Consider the following 14,636-nt stretch of genomic DNA (forward strand, 5'->3'; position numbering starts at 1 on the left):
TCCTATGGTAAAGGAAGACTCCTCCTACTTCAACCTACTTTTCGGATCATGGACGCTGCATCCTTGCGGGAAGCCGTCCATAGATAAACAGCCAGTAATATAAATCCGTAGATGAAGGAATAGGCGATCGTCAGGAGTTTGACGGCCGGTGACCGCTCGTCGGCATGCATGAACAGGTCCATCATGACGGAGACAGGCGGCAGCAAGTAAGGGATGATTCCCCAATAAGCATGATCGAACTGGACAATGGATTGACCGGCCAAGGAAACAATGATCACGATGAATAGTAACCCTGCCGCTCTTCCCTGGTTCTCCATGAAGCCGAACTGAAAGAAAACGGACAGCGAAATGCCCAGCAAGGACATTGCGACATGTCCCACATAACCAAGTGCAAACTCGTAGAATGTAATCGGCTTATCGAACATCCCGAACATGACGGGATAAAGGACAGCGAATGCACTGAATAGGATGGACAGAAGACTTACCGTGATATATTGGGCGGCATAAAACCGTAGGGCCTTGCCGCTATGAACAATCAGGAGCATCGTTTGACGCCCTTGATCGTGATTGTGGAAATTCAACCCCAGCCAAGCTGAGCCGACAAACAGAAAGGCTGCCGTCACGGCATAACTGTCCATGATCGGGTTAGGCCGGTAGGAGTAGAGGAACACCACCGAGATCAGCATGAATGCAATCGGAGCGAAGTATCGATAAGATCTTGTGTAACTGGCAAGCAAGTAACGGATCAGGGATCCCATCATGCTCCCTCCCCCTCCATAGGCTGGCCCGAACCCGGGCGCTCGGGCTCTTTCATCTCCCCGCGCCAAGGCTCAAGCCGTATCAGCGAACCGCCAGACTGCAAAATATCCAGCAGCATGTCGTCCGTTGCCTGCCGCGTAACCATCATCGATGCCGGGTTGCCTCTGGATATCCAATAGAGAAACCCGGGGCGGCGTTCAAGCTCCAGCATGTTGTCTGGCGAAACATGCGTGAATTCCAGCTTCATCCGCTCTAAATGCGGACTCCTTTCAAGCAATCCGTCCCGCTCGATCCGCCCCTGCCGCAGCCGCGTCTCCCGATCAGCCAGCGATGCAATAAGCAGCGGCTCGTGAACGGACATCACGATAGCCGTTCCTTGTCTTTTGATCTCGGTCAGAATGCCGATCATCTCCATCTGGGAGGACTCGTCCAATCCCGAAAGCGGCTCATCCAGAAGCAGCAGATCGGGCTGGCTAAGCAAGGCCTGCATGATATTGACCTTTTGCAGCATTCCCTTGGAGCATAGCGTCATCTTCATGTCCTGCAATTGAAACACATTCAGCATGGCATCGATCCGCTTCGCGGCTTCTTGTTTGTCCATGCCCTGAATGCCGGCCATATGGCGCAAATATTCGGAAGGGCGAAACCGCAGCGCAGGAAAACGTTCCGGTACATAGCCGACGCGCAGCGATGTTCCATATTCGATCCTGGACCCTTCCGACGGGTTAGCAAGCCCCGCTATCACATGCAGCATGGTGCTCTTGCCTGCGCCATTGCTTCCCGTTATCGCAACGCACTCAGCGCGGGAGATGCTCCAGGTGATGTTATGCAGGACGGCATACTTGCCGAAACGCTTATGTACTCCGTTCAATTCCAGCAGCTCCTGCAAACCCTTCAACTCCTGTTCACATATTCTGGTGTTTGTATTTCGTTCAGGTATTTTTCGAACACGATCGTGCCGGCGCCTATGACGCCCGCGTACTCTCCCAACTCGGATGGCTGAAGCATGATTTTATCGTGAAAGCTGGACAAGCTTCTGTTATATGATGTTTCTCTTACATATGTGAAGTAATCCGGGTACCGGTTCGCAAGGACTCCACCGATGATAATCGTTTCCGGGGTTAGCAGGTTAATGACATTAGCCAGGGATATACCGACATAACGAGCCGATTCGTTCAGCATATTGGCAGCCAATGGATCTCCGTCCAGACCGGCCGTGATCACATCGGTGATGTCCAATCCGTGATCATTGCCATCAAACGAGGATTGAAGAGAACTGGCAGCTCCGCGCCGCAGCTCTTCTCCGACCCTGCGGACGATGGCCATACCGGATGCGATCGCTTCCAGGCAGCCGGTATTGCCGCAATTGCAGCGCGGACCGTCAATATCGATCGTGCAGTGCCCGATCTCACCGGCTCCATACGGGTAACCCTGATATATTTTCTGGTTGAAGATCAATCCGCTTCCGATCCCAATATCCGCATCCACGTATACCAAATGGTTGAAATGCCTGCCGTTTCCATACCATAACTCACCGAGTGCCATCACGTTAGCGTCCTTCTCGATTTGGGTCGGAAGCTCCGTATTCTCCTCGATCAGTCCCTTTAATCGTACCTGATGCAGTCCGGGAAGGTTCGGCGGAGACAGAATCTTGCCTTGGACCGGATCAAGCGGTCCCGGTGCTCCCACCCCTATGCCGATGATTTGGGACTTCAGGCCCGACTCGTCCAATACGTCTTGGATCGTGGAGATTATGACATTCACCACGCTGCCGCGATTGGCGTTATTTTCAAAGGAGGAACGTTTCTCCATCATCGCTTTCCCCTGCAAATTAATGACTGCCGCTCTTACGGAAGAGGCGCTGATATGAACGCCAACCGTGTAAATATCACCGGGATTCAAGGAGATGAGTTTGGGCTTCCTGCCCCTGCTGGACTCGTCATAAAACCCGGCTTCAGCAATCAATCGATCCTTCATCAGCTCATCCGTCAAATTGTTCACGGCGGTAAACGTCAAATTCATCTTGGCTGCGATTTCCGCCTTCGTCAAACTGCCGTAGTCGCGGAGCAGCGCGATAATGCCGATACGATTCAGGTTTTTGACATGCCGATTGTTCTTTCCAACGGAACTGTTCATCTTACAACCTCATTCTTTTTACCCATATTGTTCTTCCCTCTCACACATCTATCATAGGGGAAAATTCGGAGTTAGTAAAATCCATTACTCAACGAACTGCAAATGAAAAGCCTGACCTCCTATTCGGAAATCAGGCCTGGTTATATCACACAATAGAAACTTGTTAGATTAAACGTGGCTCAGCATTTCGCGGCATGCTTCGGCACATTTCCGGCATGCTTCCGCACATTGTTTGCAATGCTCATGATCATGCTTCTCGCACTCTTCCGCGCAAGCCAGGCACGCCTTGATGCAGAGCTCGCAAATCTCCTTAACGTAAGGGCTTTTGCGGGACATGGCTTGAGCCGCGAAAGCGCAAATATCCGCACACTCTCTATCGAGTGTAATACAATCGCGAAGCATGGCCAGCTCGTATTCTTTCAGGCAGGATACATAGCATACATTGCAAGCGTTCATACATTGGAGACATGCTTCGATGCATTCTTTATATTTGAGTTCATTTAACATTGGATAGATCCTCCTTGTAGTTATTACGCTATGCCTTTGTATTAAACGTTCGACTGCCCTCTGAATCAAACCCGGCCAGAAAGTCCCAAGGTACAATTGCCCAGATTGATCAGGCAAAAATGGCTGAGTTATGCCCGGCTTGTCTTCCCCTCCAGCTGTTCAAGCTGCTCCCTTAGCAGCGATTTCTGAAAATGCTCCCCGATAAACACCACCACATCCGGCACTTGGCCCTGGGGCGTTATCTTCATAAAATCGGATTCGCGAAACGCGTACTGGAACAAAAAACGGCTGTTCGTATCGCTGAAAGTGAGAATGCCCTTCGCCCGGTATACATCCCTTGGCAGCCCGGCTATCAATCGTTCGAACTCCACGCTGTTTACCGGATGGCTGAAGTAGTATGTGTACGACATTACATGATCATGGGAGCCATGATCATGTGTTTGGTCGTGGTCGTGGTTGTGGTCATGCTCGTGGCTGTGGCTGTGGCTGTGGTCATGCTCATGGCTGTTGGCTTGCTTGTTTTTGTCTCTGTGCTCATGGGCATCCCCGGCCTCTCGATGATGTACAATCGAATGCTCATTCCGATCCCCGGGATCGCTCTGCAGCAAATCTTCAACATTCAAGTCGCATCGCACCGAAGGAACAATCGAGGCATGTGGATTCCACCGCTTCACCAACTCTCGAATCGTCTCTCTGTCCCGGTCCTCGACCAGGTCCATTTTATTAAGGACGAGCGCGGAGGCTGCGCGAATCTGCTCCTGCATCAACCGGTAGGTCTTTCCCTTCTGCTCTATGTTCAAATGCAGCAGATGCGCGGCATCCACGACGGTGATCAGTTTTTTCACGTCAATTCTCATATATAATGAGGCTTCCGCTGTCGCGTCCAGAATTTCCATCGGATTGGCGATTCCCGTCGCTTCGATAACGATGACATCCGGCCGCTCCCGCTGAATCAGCATCGCGATTTCGGATGATAAATCGGAACGAATGGTGCAACAGATGCAACCGCTAAGCATCTCTGCCGTCGGCACCGCTTCATCGGCTGCCAGCCCTTCAATGTTAACCTCGCCGATCTCGTTCATGACAATGGCCGGCCGCAATCCCTGCTGCTTGAAGGAGGCAATGAGGCGGCTAAGCAATGTCGTTTTTCCACTGCCGAGAAAACCTGATAAAATATAAATGGGTGTTACGTGCTCCACGTTCCATACTCCTTTGCGCACATTGTTTATTATGCTAGCGAGTGTACTACATTTCATCCGTCTACCGCAAGCGTCCCGCCATTAACTGAACAGGAGTTGTCATAACGCATGAATTCGACGCAAGAACATAAACAGCAATCCCCCGCTTCCGTGAACTGTATGGTGATTACGGTTTCGGACACGCGGACGAAGGACACGGACAAGAGCGGCAAACTGATGATCGGCTTGCTTGAAGAAGCCGGACATGCCGTCGTGGCATACAGCATTGTTCCAGACGACTACGAAACGATCCGTGAAACGATTTATTCCGCGGCCAGCGCTCCGGAGATCGATATCGTGTTACTAACCGGCGGAACAGGCATCTCGAGCCGGGATACCACCTATGAAGCGGTCTCTTCGCTGCTGGATAAAGAACTCCCGGGATTCGGAGAAATCTTCCGCTTCCTTAGCTTCACCGAAGATATCGGGTCTGCGGCTATTTTAAGCCGCGCGATCGGCGGCACGATAAGCCACACGGCCGTTTTCTCGATGCCGGGTTCCAGCGGTGCCGTAAAACTTGCCATGAACCGTATCCTCCTGCCTGAGCTGCGGCACGTCAAATATGAGCTGGATAAACACCGATCATAACCAACTAACGCCGGGCACCATGCAAAAGGCCGGATGCATATGGGCATCCGGCCTTAGCTGTATCCTAACTGCTGGCGCGTCGTTGATGTTTGGCAAGCAGGGAGGGCGCTATTTTTTTGACCTGGTCATAATAGTTATCCGTTTTGTCGCCTGTCGACGTATAGACGATGGACGTTTCCTTGTCACTTATGATCAGATTATGCCCGCCGGCCGCATTGGCATCCCCTTCCGTTACGCCATAGATTTCCTTGAGGCCTTTTTCCCTTGCCGCTTGATTTTGATAGACGTACACGGTAATAAACTGGCTTGCATCATAATTGATCCGGTATTGATATGTGATATTGCCGACGTTGTCCTCTACATAGGTTTCGTTGGTCAACGGCATATCGGCCTGGTTGAACGAGGCTTGGAGATCCTCAAGGAATTTTCCGTTCATGCCCCGGCCTGATATCCGGGCCTCTCTGGAGCCTTCCTCGTAAGCCCTCATGTTATATAGGCGCATCTCGTCCCTGGCCACCTGCCTGGAGCAACCGACCGATATGGCAAGAATGGAACAGAGCAATAACACGGTAACGATTTTGCGGTATTTCATGTTCACTCCCCCTTCCTAAGGTGTCAAAGGCTACCTTCCCTTAGAATGCCTGTGGGAGAGGAACATTATTCGATAAAAACGGCCAAATATTATAAGGCGATGACGCTTCGTCCTACCGCCCCGCCCTGCAGGATGGTATTCAGCACTTCGGGCAAATCGGTCAATCCGTATTCGCCGATTCCTTCTTGAAGCACGGATGTCGGCTTCCATTCATTCGCCAGCTTGGTCCATAACGCTCGGCGGTAGGCCATGGGGCAGTACACCGAGTCGATGCCAAGGAGATTGATTCCCCTCAGTATGAACGGAAACACCGTCGTTTCAAACGCACCACCGCCCGTCATGCCGGAAACGGCGACGCTTCCGCCGTATTGTACGCTTTTCAGGATGGCGCCCAAGTGATCACCACCGACGGGATCTACCACGGCTGCCCATTTCTCGGCGGAGATGGCCCCCTTGGAGGCTGCTGCAGCTTCTTCTCTGGAGATCACCTCATGGGCTCCCAGCTTCAAGAGCCAGTCGGTTTGGCTGGATTTGCCTGTCGATGCCGTTACCCGATAACCTAACTGGTTAAGAATGGATACCGCGAAGCTGCCCACTCCCCCGGTCGCGCCCGTAACCAGGACGGAACCCTGCTCCTGCCGCAACCCATTCCGCAATAAAGCCTCGATCGATAATGCTGCCGTGAACCCTGCGGTACCGATGGCCATCGCATCGCGCGGAGACAAACCCTGCGGCAGGGGAACGAGCCATTCTCCCTTAACCCGTGCATATTGGCTGAACCCGCCTTCATGGGATACCCCTAACTCATAACCGGTACAGAGGACGGAATCCCCTTCCTTGTAATCCGCATGAGCGGAATGCACGACCGTCCCTGCCAGGTCAATGCCTGGTATGAACGGATACCTGCGAACGATTTTTCCACCCGGTATGCTGGCCAGCCCGTCTTTATAGTTAACCCCACTGTATAACACCCGCACAATAACGTCGCCTTCGGGCAGCTGATCCAACCTCATGTTCTCCACGCTGCCGCGAACCCCTTGCTCATCTTGACGAAGCACATAGGCTTGAAATTCGGTTTCGTTGTCCACACATATCACTCCTTGGGTTAGTTTAGGTGCTGCAAAGCAATCTGGATTTGCACGAAGAATATGTCGAAGCTTTATGCATGCTCTCGGAATATGGCGACTTATGCGCTTTCCCGAGAAATGATCCTCCACTCGGCTTAATTAGTAAAAATTATGTTATCATGGAAAAGGAATACTTTTATACAAAAATCACCAGCAGGAGTTGAAATCTAAGTTATGACTCATTCTGAATATAGATCTGAACGTTCATCCTTCCGCTTCTCGTACTTGCTCACTTTGGTGACCTTAGTTCTGTTACCGGTCGTCTATAAACCGATCAGCCAGTTTTTTGGAGCCCTTGGTATTCATACACAATCAGGGGGCGTTGCCGGCTCGTTTCTCGTGTTCTTTCTAAGCTTGGGTCTCATTCTTACACTGTATCGGCTAATCTTCAGAGTATTCCCCATCATTACCCGGCCTGGTCTCAAAGTATACGTATTAATCGGTCTACTCTTCCTATTGATTACCGGGATCTATGAATACATGAGCACACACCGCTCGGTTGAAGCAGCCGTATTCAATGGGAAACATGCTTTTCTTGAGGCACCTTTCAGCGTTGAACATGCTGAAATCATACAATCAGAATTATCGCCGAAGAAGGCTTATGCTTTCTTGGTTACACCTGGAACGGGATTGCATTTATCAACCTATACCAAGGGATGGTTCGGATGGAACACTTCATTTGCAACAATATTGTACCCTCCTGCTGAAGATTCCTCTTCTCACTCCGTATTCTCGGAGACAGGCAAGTATTCATCACTTGTCATTGGCGTATATAGAAGCCAGGAACCCTTTCAGGTCCGAGTAAATGGTCAGCCGGTCCATACCATACCTTATCAGCAACTCAAGCCATATGTCAGTGAAGATTTGTACATTTGGTACTACGAACGCCAGCCCGACATGCTAGAGAACAAGGACAAGGTTCATCTCACCGCGCGTGACGTCAACGGAAGTATAGTGGATCGACTTGACCTATAGGCCAAGTACAAAAAGACGCTCCCTTCTCCTGCCAAGCGGCAAGATTGGGGAAGCGTCTTTTTCATTGGTGTGTATATTCTAATCTTCATGCTGTTCCATGAACTCGGCCATCATCCGCTGTTTCACTTCCCAGACCTCTTCGCTCAGGTTCACGCGGTATATCTCCGGATTCAGCTTACGCAAATACTCGGGCCAGAACTGTCCCAGCTGTGCGTCATGATAGCTGCGGATTTCCTCCAGCTCCGGCAGTTCATACACCAATTCGCCATGCTGGAATATCGGTTCCAGCATGGACACCGCTTCAAAGTTCTTCACGTTTTTGCGCATGTAAGGATGCAGCGGATTAAACAGCTTCAGCTTACCGCTTTCCGGCGGCATCTCCTCTTCCGGGAAACAGATGTAATCGGCGATTGCTTTGCCGCTGCCCTTGGATATGATGCGGTACACGTCCTTTTTGCCGGGGGTGGACACTTTTTCAGGGTTGCCCGAGATTTTGATGGTCGGTACCATTTTCCCGTCAACCTCCCGCTCCACCAGCTTGTAGACCCCTCCGAGCGCAGGCTGGTCGGCCGCCGTGATCAGCTGGGTACCGACGCCCCAAGTATCGACCTTGGCACCCTGTGCCTTGAGATCCAGAATCGTACCCTCATCCAGATCGTTGGAAGCTACGATGCCTACATAGTGAAGACCGGCCTCATCCAGCATCTTCCTTGCCTGAATCGACAGGTAAGCCAAATCCCCGCTGTCCAGACGAATGGCATTCATCCGCTTTCCTTGGGCCTCCAGCTTCTTCGCCGTTGCGATGGCGTGGGGAATCCCGCTCTTTAACGTATCGAAGGTATCCACCAGCAGCGTCACTTGATCCGGCATGACCTCGGCAAAAATATCAAATGCCTCCTGCTCGCTCCGGAAGGTCTGCACCCAGGAATGCGCATGCGTGCCTTTGGTCGGAATACCGAATTTCTCGCCGGCGAGCATATTCGAGGTAGCATGGAAGCCGGCCAGATACGCTGCACGGGCTCCCCACACGGCCGCATCCGCTTCCTGCGCGCGTCTTGTGCCAAACTCCAGCAAGGTATCGCCGCCGGCCACCTGACGGATGCGGGAGGCCTTGGTCGCGATCAAGGTCTGAAAATTCATGAAGTTCAGGAGCGCGGTTTCGACCAGCTGCGTCTCGAAAATGGTGCCTTCCACCCGAATGAGCGGTTCGTTCGGGAATACCAGCGCCCCCTCCTTCATGGAATGAATATTCCCTTGAAACCGGAAGCGGCGAAGCTCCTCCAGAAATTCAGGCTTATACTTCTCTTCCTGTTTGGCCAGATACGCGATATCCTCATCCGAGAAACGCAAGGACTCGATATAATGCACGATCCTTTCCAGTCCGGCAAAAACGGCGTACCCGTTACCGAACGGCAGCTTGCGGAAATATCCCTCAAACACCGCACGCGTACGATGAGAGCCGTTAATCCAATGCGCATACATCATGTTGATCTGGTATTTGTCCGTATGTAGTGCTAATCCTGCTGTCAGCATCACGATCATCCTCCAGTATGACCCGGTTCATCCATGCTTCCGGGTAGTTCGAGCTGTCTATCGATTAAGAAATTCTTCGCTTCGCACAACGGCTGCCCCGAGACTGCCCTGAAAGTGGCTTAACGCCCACTTATGCCCCTCCGGATTGAAGCTGGCAACGCCATCTTCATACACCGTTATTTTGTACCCGTAATTATACGCATCCACGGCAGTATGCAGCACGCAGATGTCGGTGCATACCCCGACAAGATCGACTTCGGTAATCCCGCGTTCCCGCAGCTTCTGGTTCAGATCCGTACCGCAAAATGCGCTGTATCTTGTTTTATCCATCCAATAGATCGTATCCTTGCGATCCTCATAGACCTGTTGTAACTCGCCGTATAATTCCCGCCCCTGGGTTCCCCGGATGTTATGCGGAGGAAACAGCTTGGTTTCGGGGTGAAAAGCGTCGTCCTGCTCATGCAGGTCCACGGCCATGACGACAAAATCTCCGCGATCGCTGTATAATCGGGTCAACTCCGCAATGGTCTTCTGAATGTCGATGGCGGGTTTCCCTACCGGCAGGTTACCATCCACGAAATCATTCGTGAAATCTATCACGATTAAGGCTTTCATCTGACACACTCCTCTACGATATGATTAATGTGATCGATAAAATAACAGCGGTTGAATCATAGACCTGCTACGTATAAATCGATAGCAGCGGCGCATGATCCGTAAATCGGTACAATTGGGCCGGACGTTGGGAATATTGGTTGGAGCTTAGCGGCTTGCCGTTCTCATCCCGCGCTTCTTCCAGTATCCCCTGTCTGCTGCGGGTCGATGTGATTTTACGGATAAAGTTGGGTTCGTTGAACTCGGGCACAACCGTCTGGATGACCTGGTATAACTCGCTCAGCGTAAAATGCTCCGGCAAAAACTGCCTGGCAATCGTCGTTTGCAGCATTTGCAGCTGAATCTTGCGGTAAGCATCCATAATAATATCCCTGTGGTCAAAAGCAAGCTCCAGCTCCTCCAAAGCTTCCGCGACCGTAAACAGGCCAACCTCTTCCGCGTCATCGGCAGCCTGGCGGTGCTCCAGCATCCACTCCTCTACGAGCGCATAGAAGGCATGACTGATAATCCAGCCTCTTGGATCACGTCCCGGCGCGCTATACACGCCCAAGTACTCCAAGTGTCCGCCGTCCACCCCGGTCTCTTCCTTCAGCTCCCGTTTGGCGGCATCGTAAATCGACTCGCTTTCACGGCAAAAACCGCCGGGAAGCGCCCACATGCCGGCACAAGGCCATGACCTGCGCCGGATCAGCATCACCTTAAGCTCCCGAATGGGCAGTGTCTTGGTAAAGGTCTTCCGTTCCCGCTTCGTCAAGGTAAACATCACGATATCGGCGGGCACACCGTCCGGTGTTCTGTATTTCTTGGCACTGCTCTTTGGCGCCTGTTCGCGATCCGTCATTTCCATCACCATAACTATTAATTTGATAATTTCATTATGACATATTTAAAAATGATGTCAAGGATTTCCTAGCCCAATCTCTATATAGTTTACTATGCCCTATACATTCTCATTCTGTGCATGCCTTAACAAGAACAGAAAAGGTGCGGAACCATTCCGCACCTCGTTTCCTCTATCCGCAGCTGCTTGGCGGCGTATCTTTACCTGTTTCCACGTTCACTTTTTCCGAAACGGTATCGTGAATCACGGATACGACCAGCTGAAGAAGATAATTAATGTCGCTTTGACTTTGCTGGAACTCCATCACGAGCGGGATGCTGTCAATCTCCTCCTGCAGCTCTTCGATCTCGCGTTCGATTTTTGCTACCATGTCCTTGTTCTGGAACGTTTCAAAAGCTACGATTTCTTTTTGCTTTTTCTTAATGGTTTTGATCAGGTTTTGGACCCGTTCGTGATTCTGGATCTTCTCTTCCGCTTGCTTAAACATCTGAACTTCTTCGCTTGTGGATATTAAATTCGCCAGCTCGCCGGCTTTCGCCAGAATATCGTCGCGTATAATCAATTCACGCGTATTGTAAGTGGACATACCGTAGGTGTTGGTACGAACATGATCATGTGCCAAGGTTCATCGCTCCAATTCTTCATCATCTATATGGGTATATGCAGGCATGGATCCATTGCGGTAACGGTCTATGCTGCATTGGCATGCTTCTTGCCCCTCCATTATACCGCATCTGAGGCAGGAATCGCGTCCGGGATCATATCCCCTTTGATATACCAGGTCTTCGTATCCGTGATCCTTACATTCACGAAGCTGCCTACGAGTTCCGTTGAGCCTTCAAAATGCACCAGCTTGTTCGTGCGCGTGCGTCCGGACAGCATGGAATCATTGTTCTTGCTGACTCCTTCTACCAGGACCTCCACCGTAGATCCAAGCAGCCTGTCGTTGCTCTTGCGGCTGTATTCATTAATGGCGGCGTTCAAGCGCTGCAGACGCTCGCTCTTAACCTCCATCGGCACATTATCCTCCATCACCGCTGCCGGCGTTCCTTCGCGCGGAGAATAAATAAAGGTATACGCAGAGTCATAACCTACTTCCCGTACCAGGGACAGCGTCTCCTCAAACTGCTCATCGGTTTCGCCGGGGAAACCGACAATGATGTCGGTGGTGAACGCTACATTGGGAATCGCCTTCTTAATCTTATGGGCCAGTTCCAAATACGTCTCGCGGGTATATTTCCGGCTCATTTTCTTGAGCACTTGCGAGCTTCCCGACTGCACCGGCAGATGAATATGCTCCACCAGGTTGCCGCCCTTCGCCAGCACCTCGATCAGATGATCGTCGAAGTCCCTTGGATGGGATGTCGTGAAGCGAACGCGCGGGATATCGATTTTGTGAATATCATCCATCAGATCGCCGAAGCGATACTGTATATCTTCAAAATCTTTGCCGTACGCATTCACGTTTTGACCGAGGAGCGTAATTTCCTTATACCCTTGACGGGCCAATTCGCGAACCTCGGCAATGACGTCCTCCGGACGCCGGCTGCGTTCCTTGCCGCGGGTGTAAGGGACGATGCAGTATGTACAGAATTTATCACAGCCGTACATAATGTTGACCCAGCCGCGGAGACCTTCCCTTTTCTTCGGAAGATTCTCGACAATGTCGCCTTCCTTGGACCACACTTCAACCACCATTTCCTTGCTGAAGAGCGCTTCCTGAATCAAGTGAGGCAGACGATGTACGTTATGCGTGCCGAAGATCAGATCCACGAAGCCATGCTTTTGGAGAATTCGATTCACGACCGATTCTTCCTGCGACATGCAGCCGCAAACCCCAAGCAGCATATCCGGCTTTTCCGTCTTCAGATGCTTCAGGTGGCCGAGTTCGCCAAACACCTTGTCCTCCGCATTTTCACGAATGGCACATGTGTTGAGCAAAATGATGTCCGCCTGCTTGCGATCCTCGGTTGCCCGGTAGCCCATCTGCTCCAGCAATCCCTTAATCGTCTCGGAATCATGCTCATTCATCTGGCATCCGTACGTATACACGATGTAATGCTTGCCAGCCCCGATGCTTCGGAACTCCTCAGGCAGTTCGGTATCGTACAGGACTTCGACACTCTGTTTGCCGCGTTGTTTTTCCTGTCTATGATTAGGCTCCGAAAGAATGTTGATTTCCCGGCCATTGATGCGAATTCTCTTCCCGTGTTCATCTTCCGAGAGAACTTTGGCTCCTGAAAAATCAAAATACTTGGAGTAGTCCTTACTTTCTTTCGACATGCTAGGTCACTCCTTAGATCCGCAAAATCTCTGGTTTACATGACAATATTGCTTAAATAGGCACTGTTTTAAATTATATCATGATCTTTATGCCTAAGCTACCACCCTGGTGCTATTAGAGCGTTCCTTGGCCGTTGATTTTCTTCTCCCATGTTCGGCAGCACGCCGCCCGTAAACTTGGAATTTCCAAAAAAGAGCCTGGCATCGATGAATGGGACTGCCCCCCGTTTGTGAGACAGGGATCAAAACACCTTGCAAGTTTAAGCAGCCAGTTGCCGGAAATGAACCGGTGACTGGTTGTTTAGTTTTGTTTGAATGCGAATTGAGTTATAGTAAGTAATGTAGTCTCGAACGGTCTGCTCGACGATTGCCGTCGTCGTACAGGTTAAACCTTCGAGATAGAACGTTTCAGACTTTAGCGTGGAATGAAACGATTCGATGGGGGCATTATCAGCGGGCGTACCCTTGCGGGACATGCTCATGGTAATGCCTTTTCCCTTTACAGCTTCTTGATAGGCCTGAGAGGTGTAGACGCTGCCTTGGTCGCTATGGAGCATGGTGCCCGACAGGGTGGGCAGTTGAGCCAACGTGTCCAGGACAAACTCAGTGTCTTGCTTGTCAGATATACTGTATGCCACAATCTCTCCGTTAAACAAGTCCAAGATGCTCGACAGGTATAACGTTTTTCCGCCAAACGGCAAATACGTAATGTCTGTTACGAGTTTTTGCATAGGGGCATCGGCCTCAAACTGACGCTTTAACAAGTGTTCTGCGATGTAAGCTGGCTGCCCTGTAGGTTTGCGTTTCTTCACTCTGACACGACATTGGAGCCCCTCTCGCTGCATAATACGCTGCACACGTTTGTGATTTATACTTTGCTCTGTTCGGAGGAGCGCGGTGATCTTCCGGTAACCATACCGAAATTTATGATGAATGCAAAGTTCTCGGATTTTCTCCACCGTTGGTTCTGGACCTTTTGCTTCCACAGTTGCTTTCCAGCGATAATAGGTTGCTCTTGCAATCCCAAGCCATGCACAAGCTTGCGTCACCGTGACTTCTTCTCGAATGGACTCGATCCAAGCAACGACGACCTCGGGTTTCACCTCCTTTCTAACTCCGTGTACTTTTTTAGCAGGTCCAATTGCTGCTTTAAAAATCGGTTTTCTGCCTGTAGTTTTTCTAACTCTGAAGAGTATTCTGGCCCCTTCCCGTAGCTATATTGCTTACCCACAGGCTGCTCCAGCCGATGTACGTCACCTTCTCGATACCACTTCATCCACACCTTTAGCTGTGTCTTATTCCGTATCCCGAGTTGCTCCATGACCTCTCTAACCGGAACTCCTTCTAATCTCATTTCAATAGCTTTCATCTTAAGTTCGAATGGGTAGCTAACTCTTGTTGCCAACGCAAAAACACCTCCAAGGTTATCTCCATATCTTACG

15 protein-coding genes are annotated in these 14,636 nt (G+C 50.9%); 2 read left to right on the top strand and 13 right to left on the bottom strand.

The annotated features are described in order from the left end of the window. Positions 1-29: 29 nt before the first annotated feature. The 5 genes from MHI43_RS20765 to MHI43_RS20785 form a co-directional block, all read right to left on the bottom strand. The gene (locus MHI43_RS20765) at positions 30-761 is read right to left on the bottom strand and encodes a hypothetical protein (protein WP_015736262.1); all 732 of its coding nucleotides are present in this window, start codon (positions 759-761) and stop codon (positions 30-32) included. After that, the gene (locus tag MHI43_RS20770) at positions 758-1,648 is read right to left on the bottom strand and encodes an ATP-binding cassette domain-containing protein (protein ID WP_036661609.1); all 891 of its coding nucleotides are present in this window, start codon (positions 1,646-1,648) and stop codon (positions 758-760) included. The genes MHI43_RS20765 and MHI43_RS20770 overlap by 4 nt, the downstream gene beginning before the upstream one ends. 5 nt (positions 1,649-1,653) lie before the next feature. Further along, positions 1,654-2,895, bottom strand: a complete 1,242-nt coding sequence (locus MHI43_RS20775; RefSeq protein WP_036661611.1) for an ROK family protein — start codon at positions 2,893-2,895, stop codon at positions 1,654-1,656. Between the two features lie 168 nt (positions 2,896-3,063). Beyond that, positions 3,064-3,402, bottom strand: coding sequence for a four-helix bundle copper-binding protein (locus MHI43_RS20780; RefSeq protein WP_009590455.1), 339 nt, complete (start codon positions 3,400-3,402; stop codon positions 3,064-3,066). Between the two features lie 128 nt (positions 3,403-3,530). Further along, positions 3,531-4,601 carry a CobW family GTP-binding protein gene (locus tag MHI43_RS20785; protein ID WP_036661613.1) on the bottom strand — a complete coding sequence of 357 codons (1,071 nt, stop codon included), beginning with the start codon at positions 4,599-4,601 and terminating at the stop codon, positions 3,531-3,533. Between the two features lie 108 nt (positions 4,602-4,709). Between MHI43_RS20785 and MHI43_RS20790 the strand changes: the two genes are divergently transcribed. Further along, positions 4,710-5,228: a molybdenum cofactor biosynthesis protein B gene (locus MHI43_RS20790; protein ID WP_015736266.1), complete on the top strand. Its 519-nt coding sequence runs from the start codon at positions 4,710-4,712 to the stop codon at positions 5,226-5,228. 64 nt (positions 5,229-5,292) lie between these two features. Here MHI43_RS20790 and MHI43_RS20795 read toward each other — a convergent pair whose 3' ends face one another. Both MHI43_RS20795 and MHI43_RS20800 read right to left on the bottom strand, forming a co-directional pair. Next, a complete protein-coding gene (locus MHI43_RS20795; RefSeq protein ID WP_036661614.1) occupies positions 5,293-5,820 on the bottom strand; it encodes a hypothetical protein in 528 nt (175 codons plus the stop codon). Positions 5,821-5,909: 89 nt separating this feature from the next. After that, positions 5,910-6,908, bottom strand: a complete 999-nt coding sequence (locus tag MHI43_RS20800; RefSeq protein ID WP_015736268.1) for an acryloyl-CoA reductase — start codon at positions 6,906-6,908, stop codon at positions 5,910-5,912. A 213-nt stretch (positions 6,909-7,121) separates the two neighbouring features. Between MHI43_RS20800 and MHI43_RS20805 the strand changes: the two genes are divergently transcribed. Then, positions 7,122-7,922, top strand: a complete 801-nt coding sequence (locus MHI43_RS20805) for a hypothetical protein (RefSeq protein ID WP_036661616.1) — start codon at positions 7,122-7,124, stop codon at positions 7,920-7,922. Positions 7,923-8,000: 78 nt separating this feature from the next. Here MHI43_RS20805 and MHI43_RS20810 read toward each other — a convergent pair whose 3' ends face one another. The 6 genes from MHI43_RS20810 to MHI43_RS20835 form a co-directional block, all read right to left on the bottom strand. Next, a complete protein-coding gene (locus MHI43_RS20810) occupies positions 8,001-9,455 on the bottom strand; it encodes a nicotinate phosphoribosyltransferase (protein WP_015736270.1) in 1,455 nt (484 codons plus the stop codon). A gap of 57 nt (positions 9,456-9,512) precedes the next feature. Then, complete coding sequence (locus tag MHI43_RS20815) at positions 9,513-10,070, bottom strand: isochorismatase family cysteine hydrolase (RefSeq protein ID WP_036661618.1); 558 nt, start codon at positions 10,068-10,070, stop codon at positions 9,513-9,515. Positions 10,071-10,137: 67 nt separating this feature from the next. Further along, positions 10,138-10,923: an NUDIX domain-containing protein gene (locus MHI43_RS20820; protein ID WP_015736272.1), complete on the bottom strand. Its 786-nt coding sequence runs from the start codon at positions 10,921-10,923 to the stop codon at positions 10,138-10,140. A 160-nt stretch (positions 10,924-11,083) separates the two neighbouring features. Further along, positions 11,084-11,533: a YlbF family regulator gene (locus MHI43_RS20825; RefSeq protein WP_015736273.1), complete on the bottom strand. Its 450-nt coding sequence runs from the start codon at positions 11,531-11,533 to the stop codon at positions 11,084-11,086. Positions 11,534-11,634: 101 nt separating this feature from the next. Further along, entirely contained in the window at positions 11,635-13,194 is a 1,560-nt protein-coding gene (miaB, locus tag MHI43_RS20830) for a tRNA (N6-isopentenyl adenosine(37)-C2)-methylthiotransferase MiaB (protein ID WP_015736274.1), read from the bottom strand. Between the two features lie 260 nt (positions 13,195-13,454). Further along, a protein-coding gene (locus MHI43_RS20835; protein ID WP_085982514.1) for an IS3 family transposase occupies positions 13,455-14,599 on the bottom strand; the annotation gives its coding sequence in 2 pieces (ribosomal slippage) (positions 13,455-14,305 and positions 14,305-14,599; 1,146 coding nt in all). Positions 14,600-14,636: the final 37 nt, after the last annotated feature.

This window comes from Paenibacillus sp. FSL H8-0457, assembly GCF_038051935.1.
GTDB classification, from domain to species: domain Bacteria; phylum Bacillota; class Bacilli; order Paenibacillales; family Paenibacillaceae; genus Paenibacillus_AQ; species Paenibacillus_AQ lautus_A.

Excerpts from the sequence above, each read along its gene's own strand:
- MHI43_RS20775 (WP_036661611.1), bottom strand. The coding sequence starts at position 2,895 with ATGAACAGTTCCGTTGGAAAGAACAATCGGCATGTCAAAAACCTGAAT.
- MHI43_RS20805 (WP_036661616.1), top strand. The coding sequence starts at position 7,122 with ATGACTCATTCTGAATATAGATCTGAACGTTCATCCTTCCGCTTCTCG.
- MHI43_RS20820 (WP_015736272.1), bottom strand. The coding sequence starts at position 10,923 with ATGGTGATGGAAATGACGGATCGCGAACAGGCGCCAAAGAGCAGTGCC.
- MHI43_RS20815 (WP_036661618.1), bottom strand. The coding sequence starts at position 10,070 with ATGAAAGCCTTAATCGTGATAGATTTCACGAATGATTTCGTGGATGGT.
- MHI43_RS20795 (WP_036661614.1), bottom strand. The coding sequence starts at position 5,820 with ATGAAATACCGCAAAATCGTTACCGTGTTATTGCTCTGTTCCATTCTT.
- MHI43_RS20780 (WP_009590455.1), bottom strand. The coding sequence starts at position 3,402 with ATGTTAAATGAACTCAAATATAAAGAATGCATCGAAGCATGTCTCCAA.
- MHI43_RS20765 (WP_015736262.1), bottom strand. The coding sequence starts at position 761 with ATGATGGGATCCCTGATCCGTTACTTGCTTGCCAGTTACACAAGATCT.
- miaB (WP_015736274.1), bottom strand. The coding sequence starts at position 13,194 with ATGTCGAAAGAAAGTAAGGACTACTCCAAGTATTTTGATTTTTCAGGA.
- MHI43_RS20790 (WP_015736266.1), top strand. The coding sequence starts at position 4,710 with ATGAATTCGACGCAAGAACATAAACAGCAATCCCCCGCTTCCGTGAAC.
- MHI43_RS20810 (WP_015736270.1), bottom strand. The coding sequence starts at position 9,455 with ATGCTGACAGCAGGATTAGCACTACATACGGACAAATACCAGATCAAC.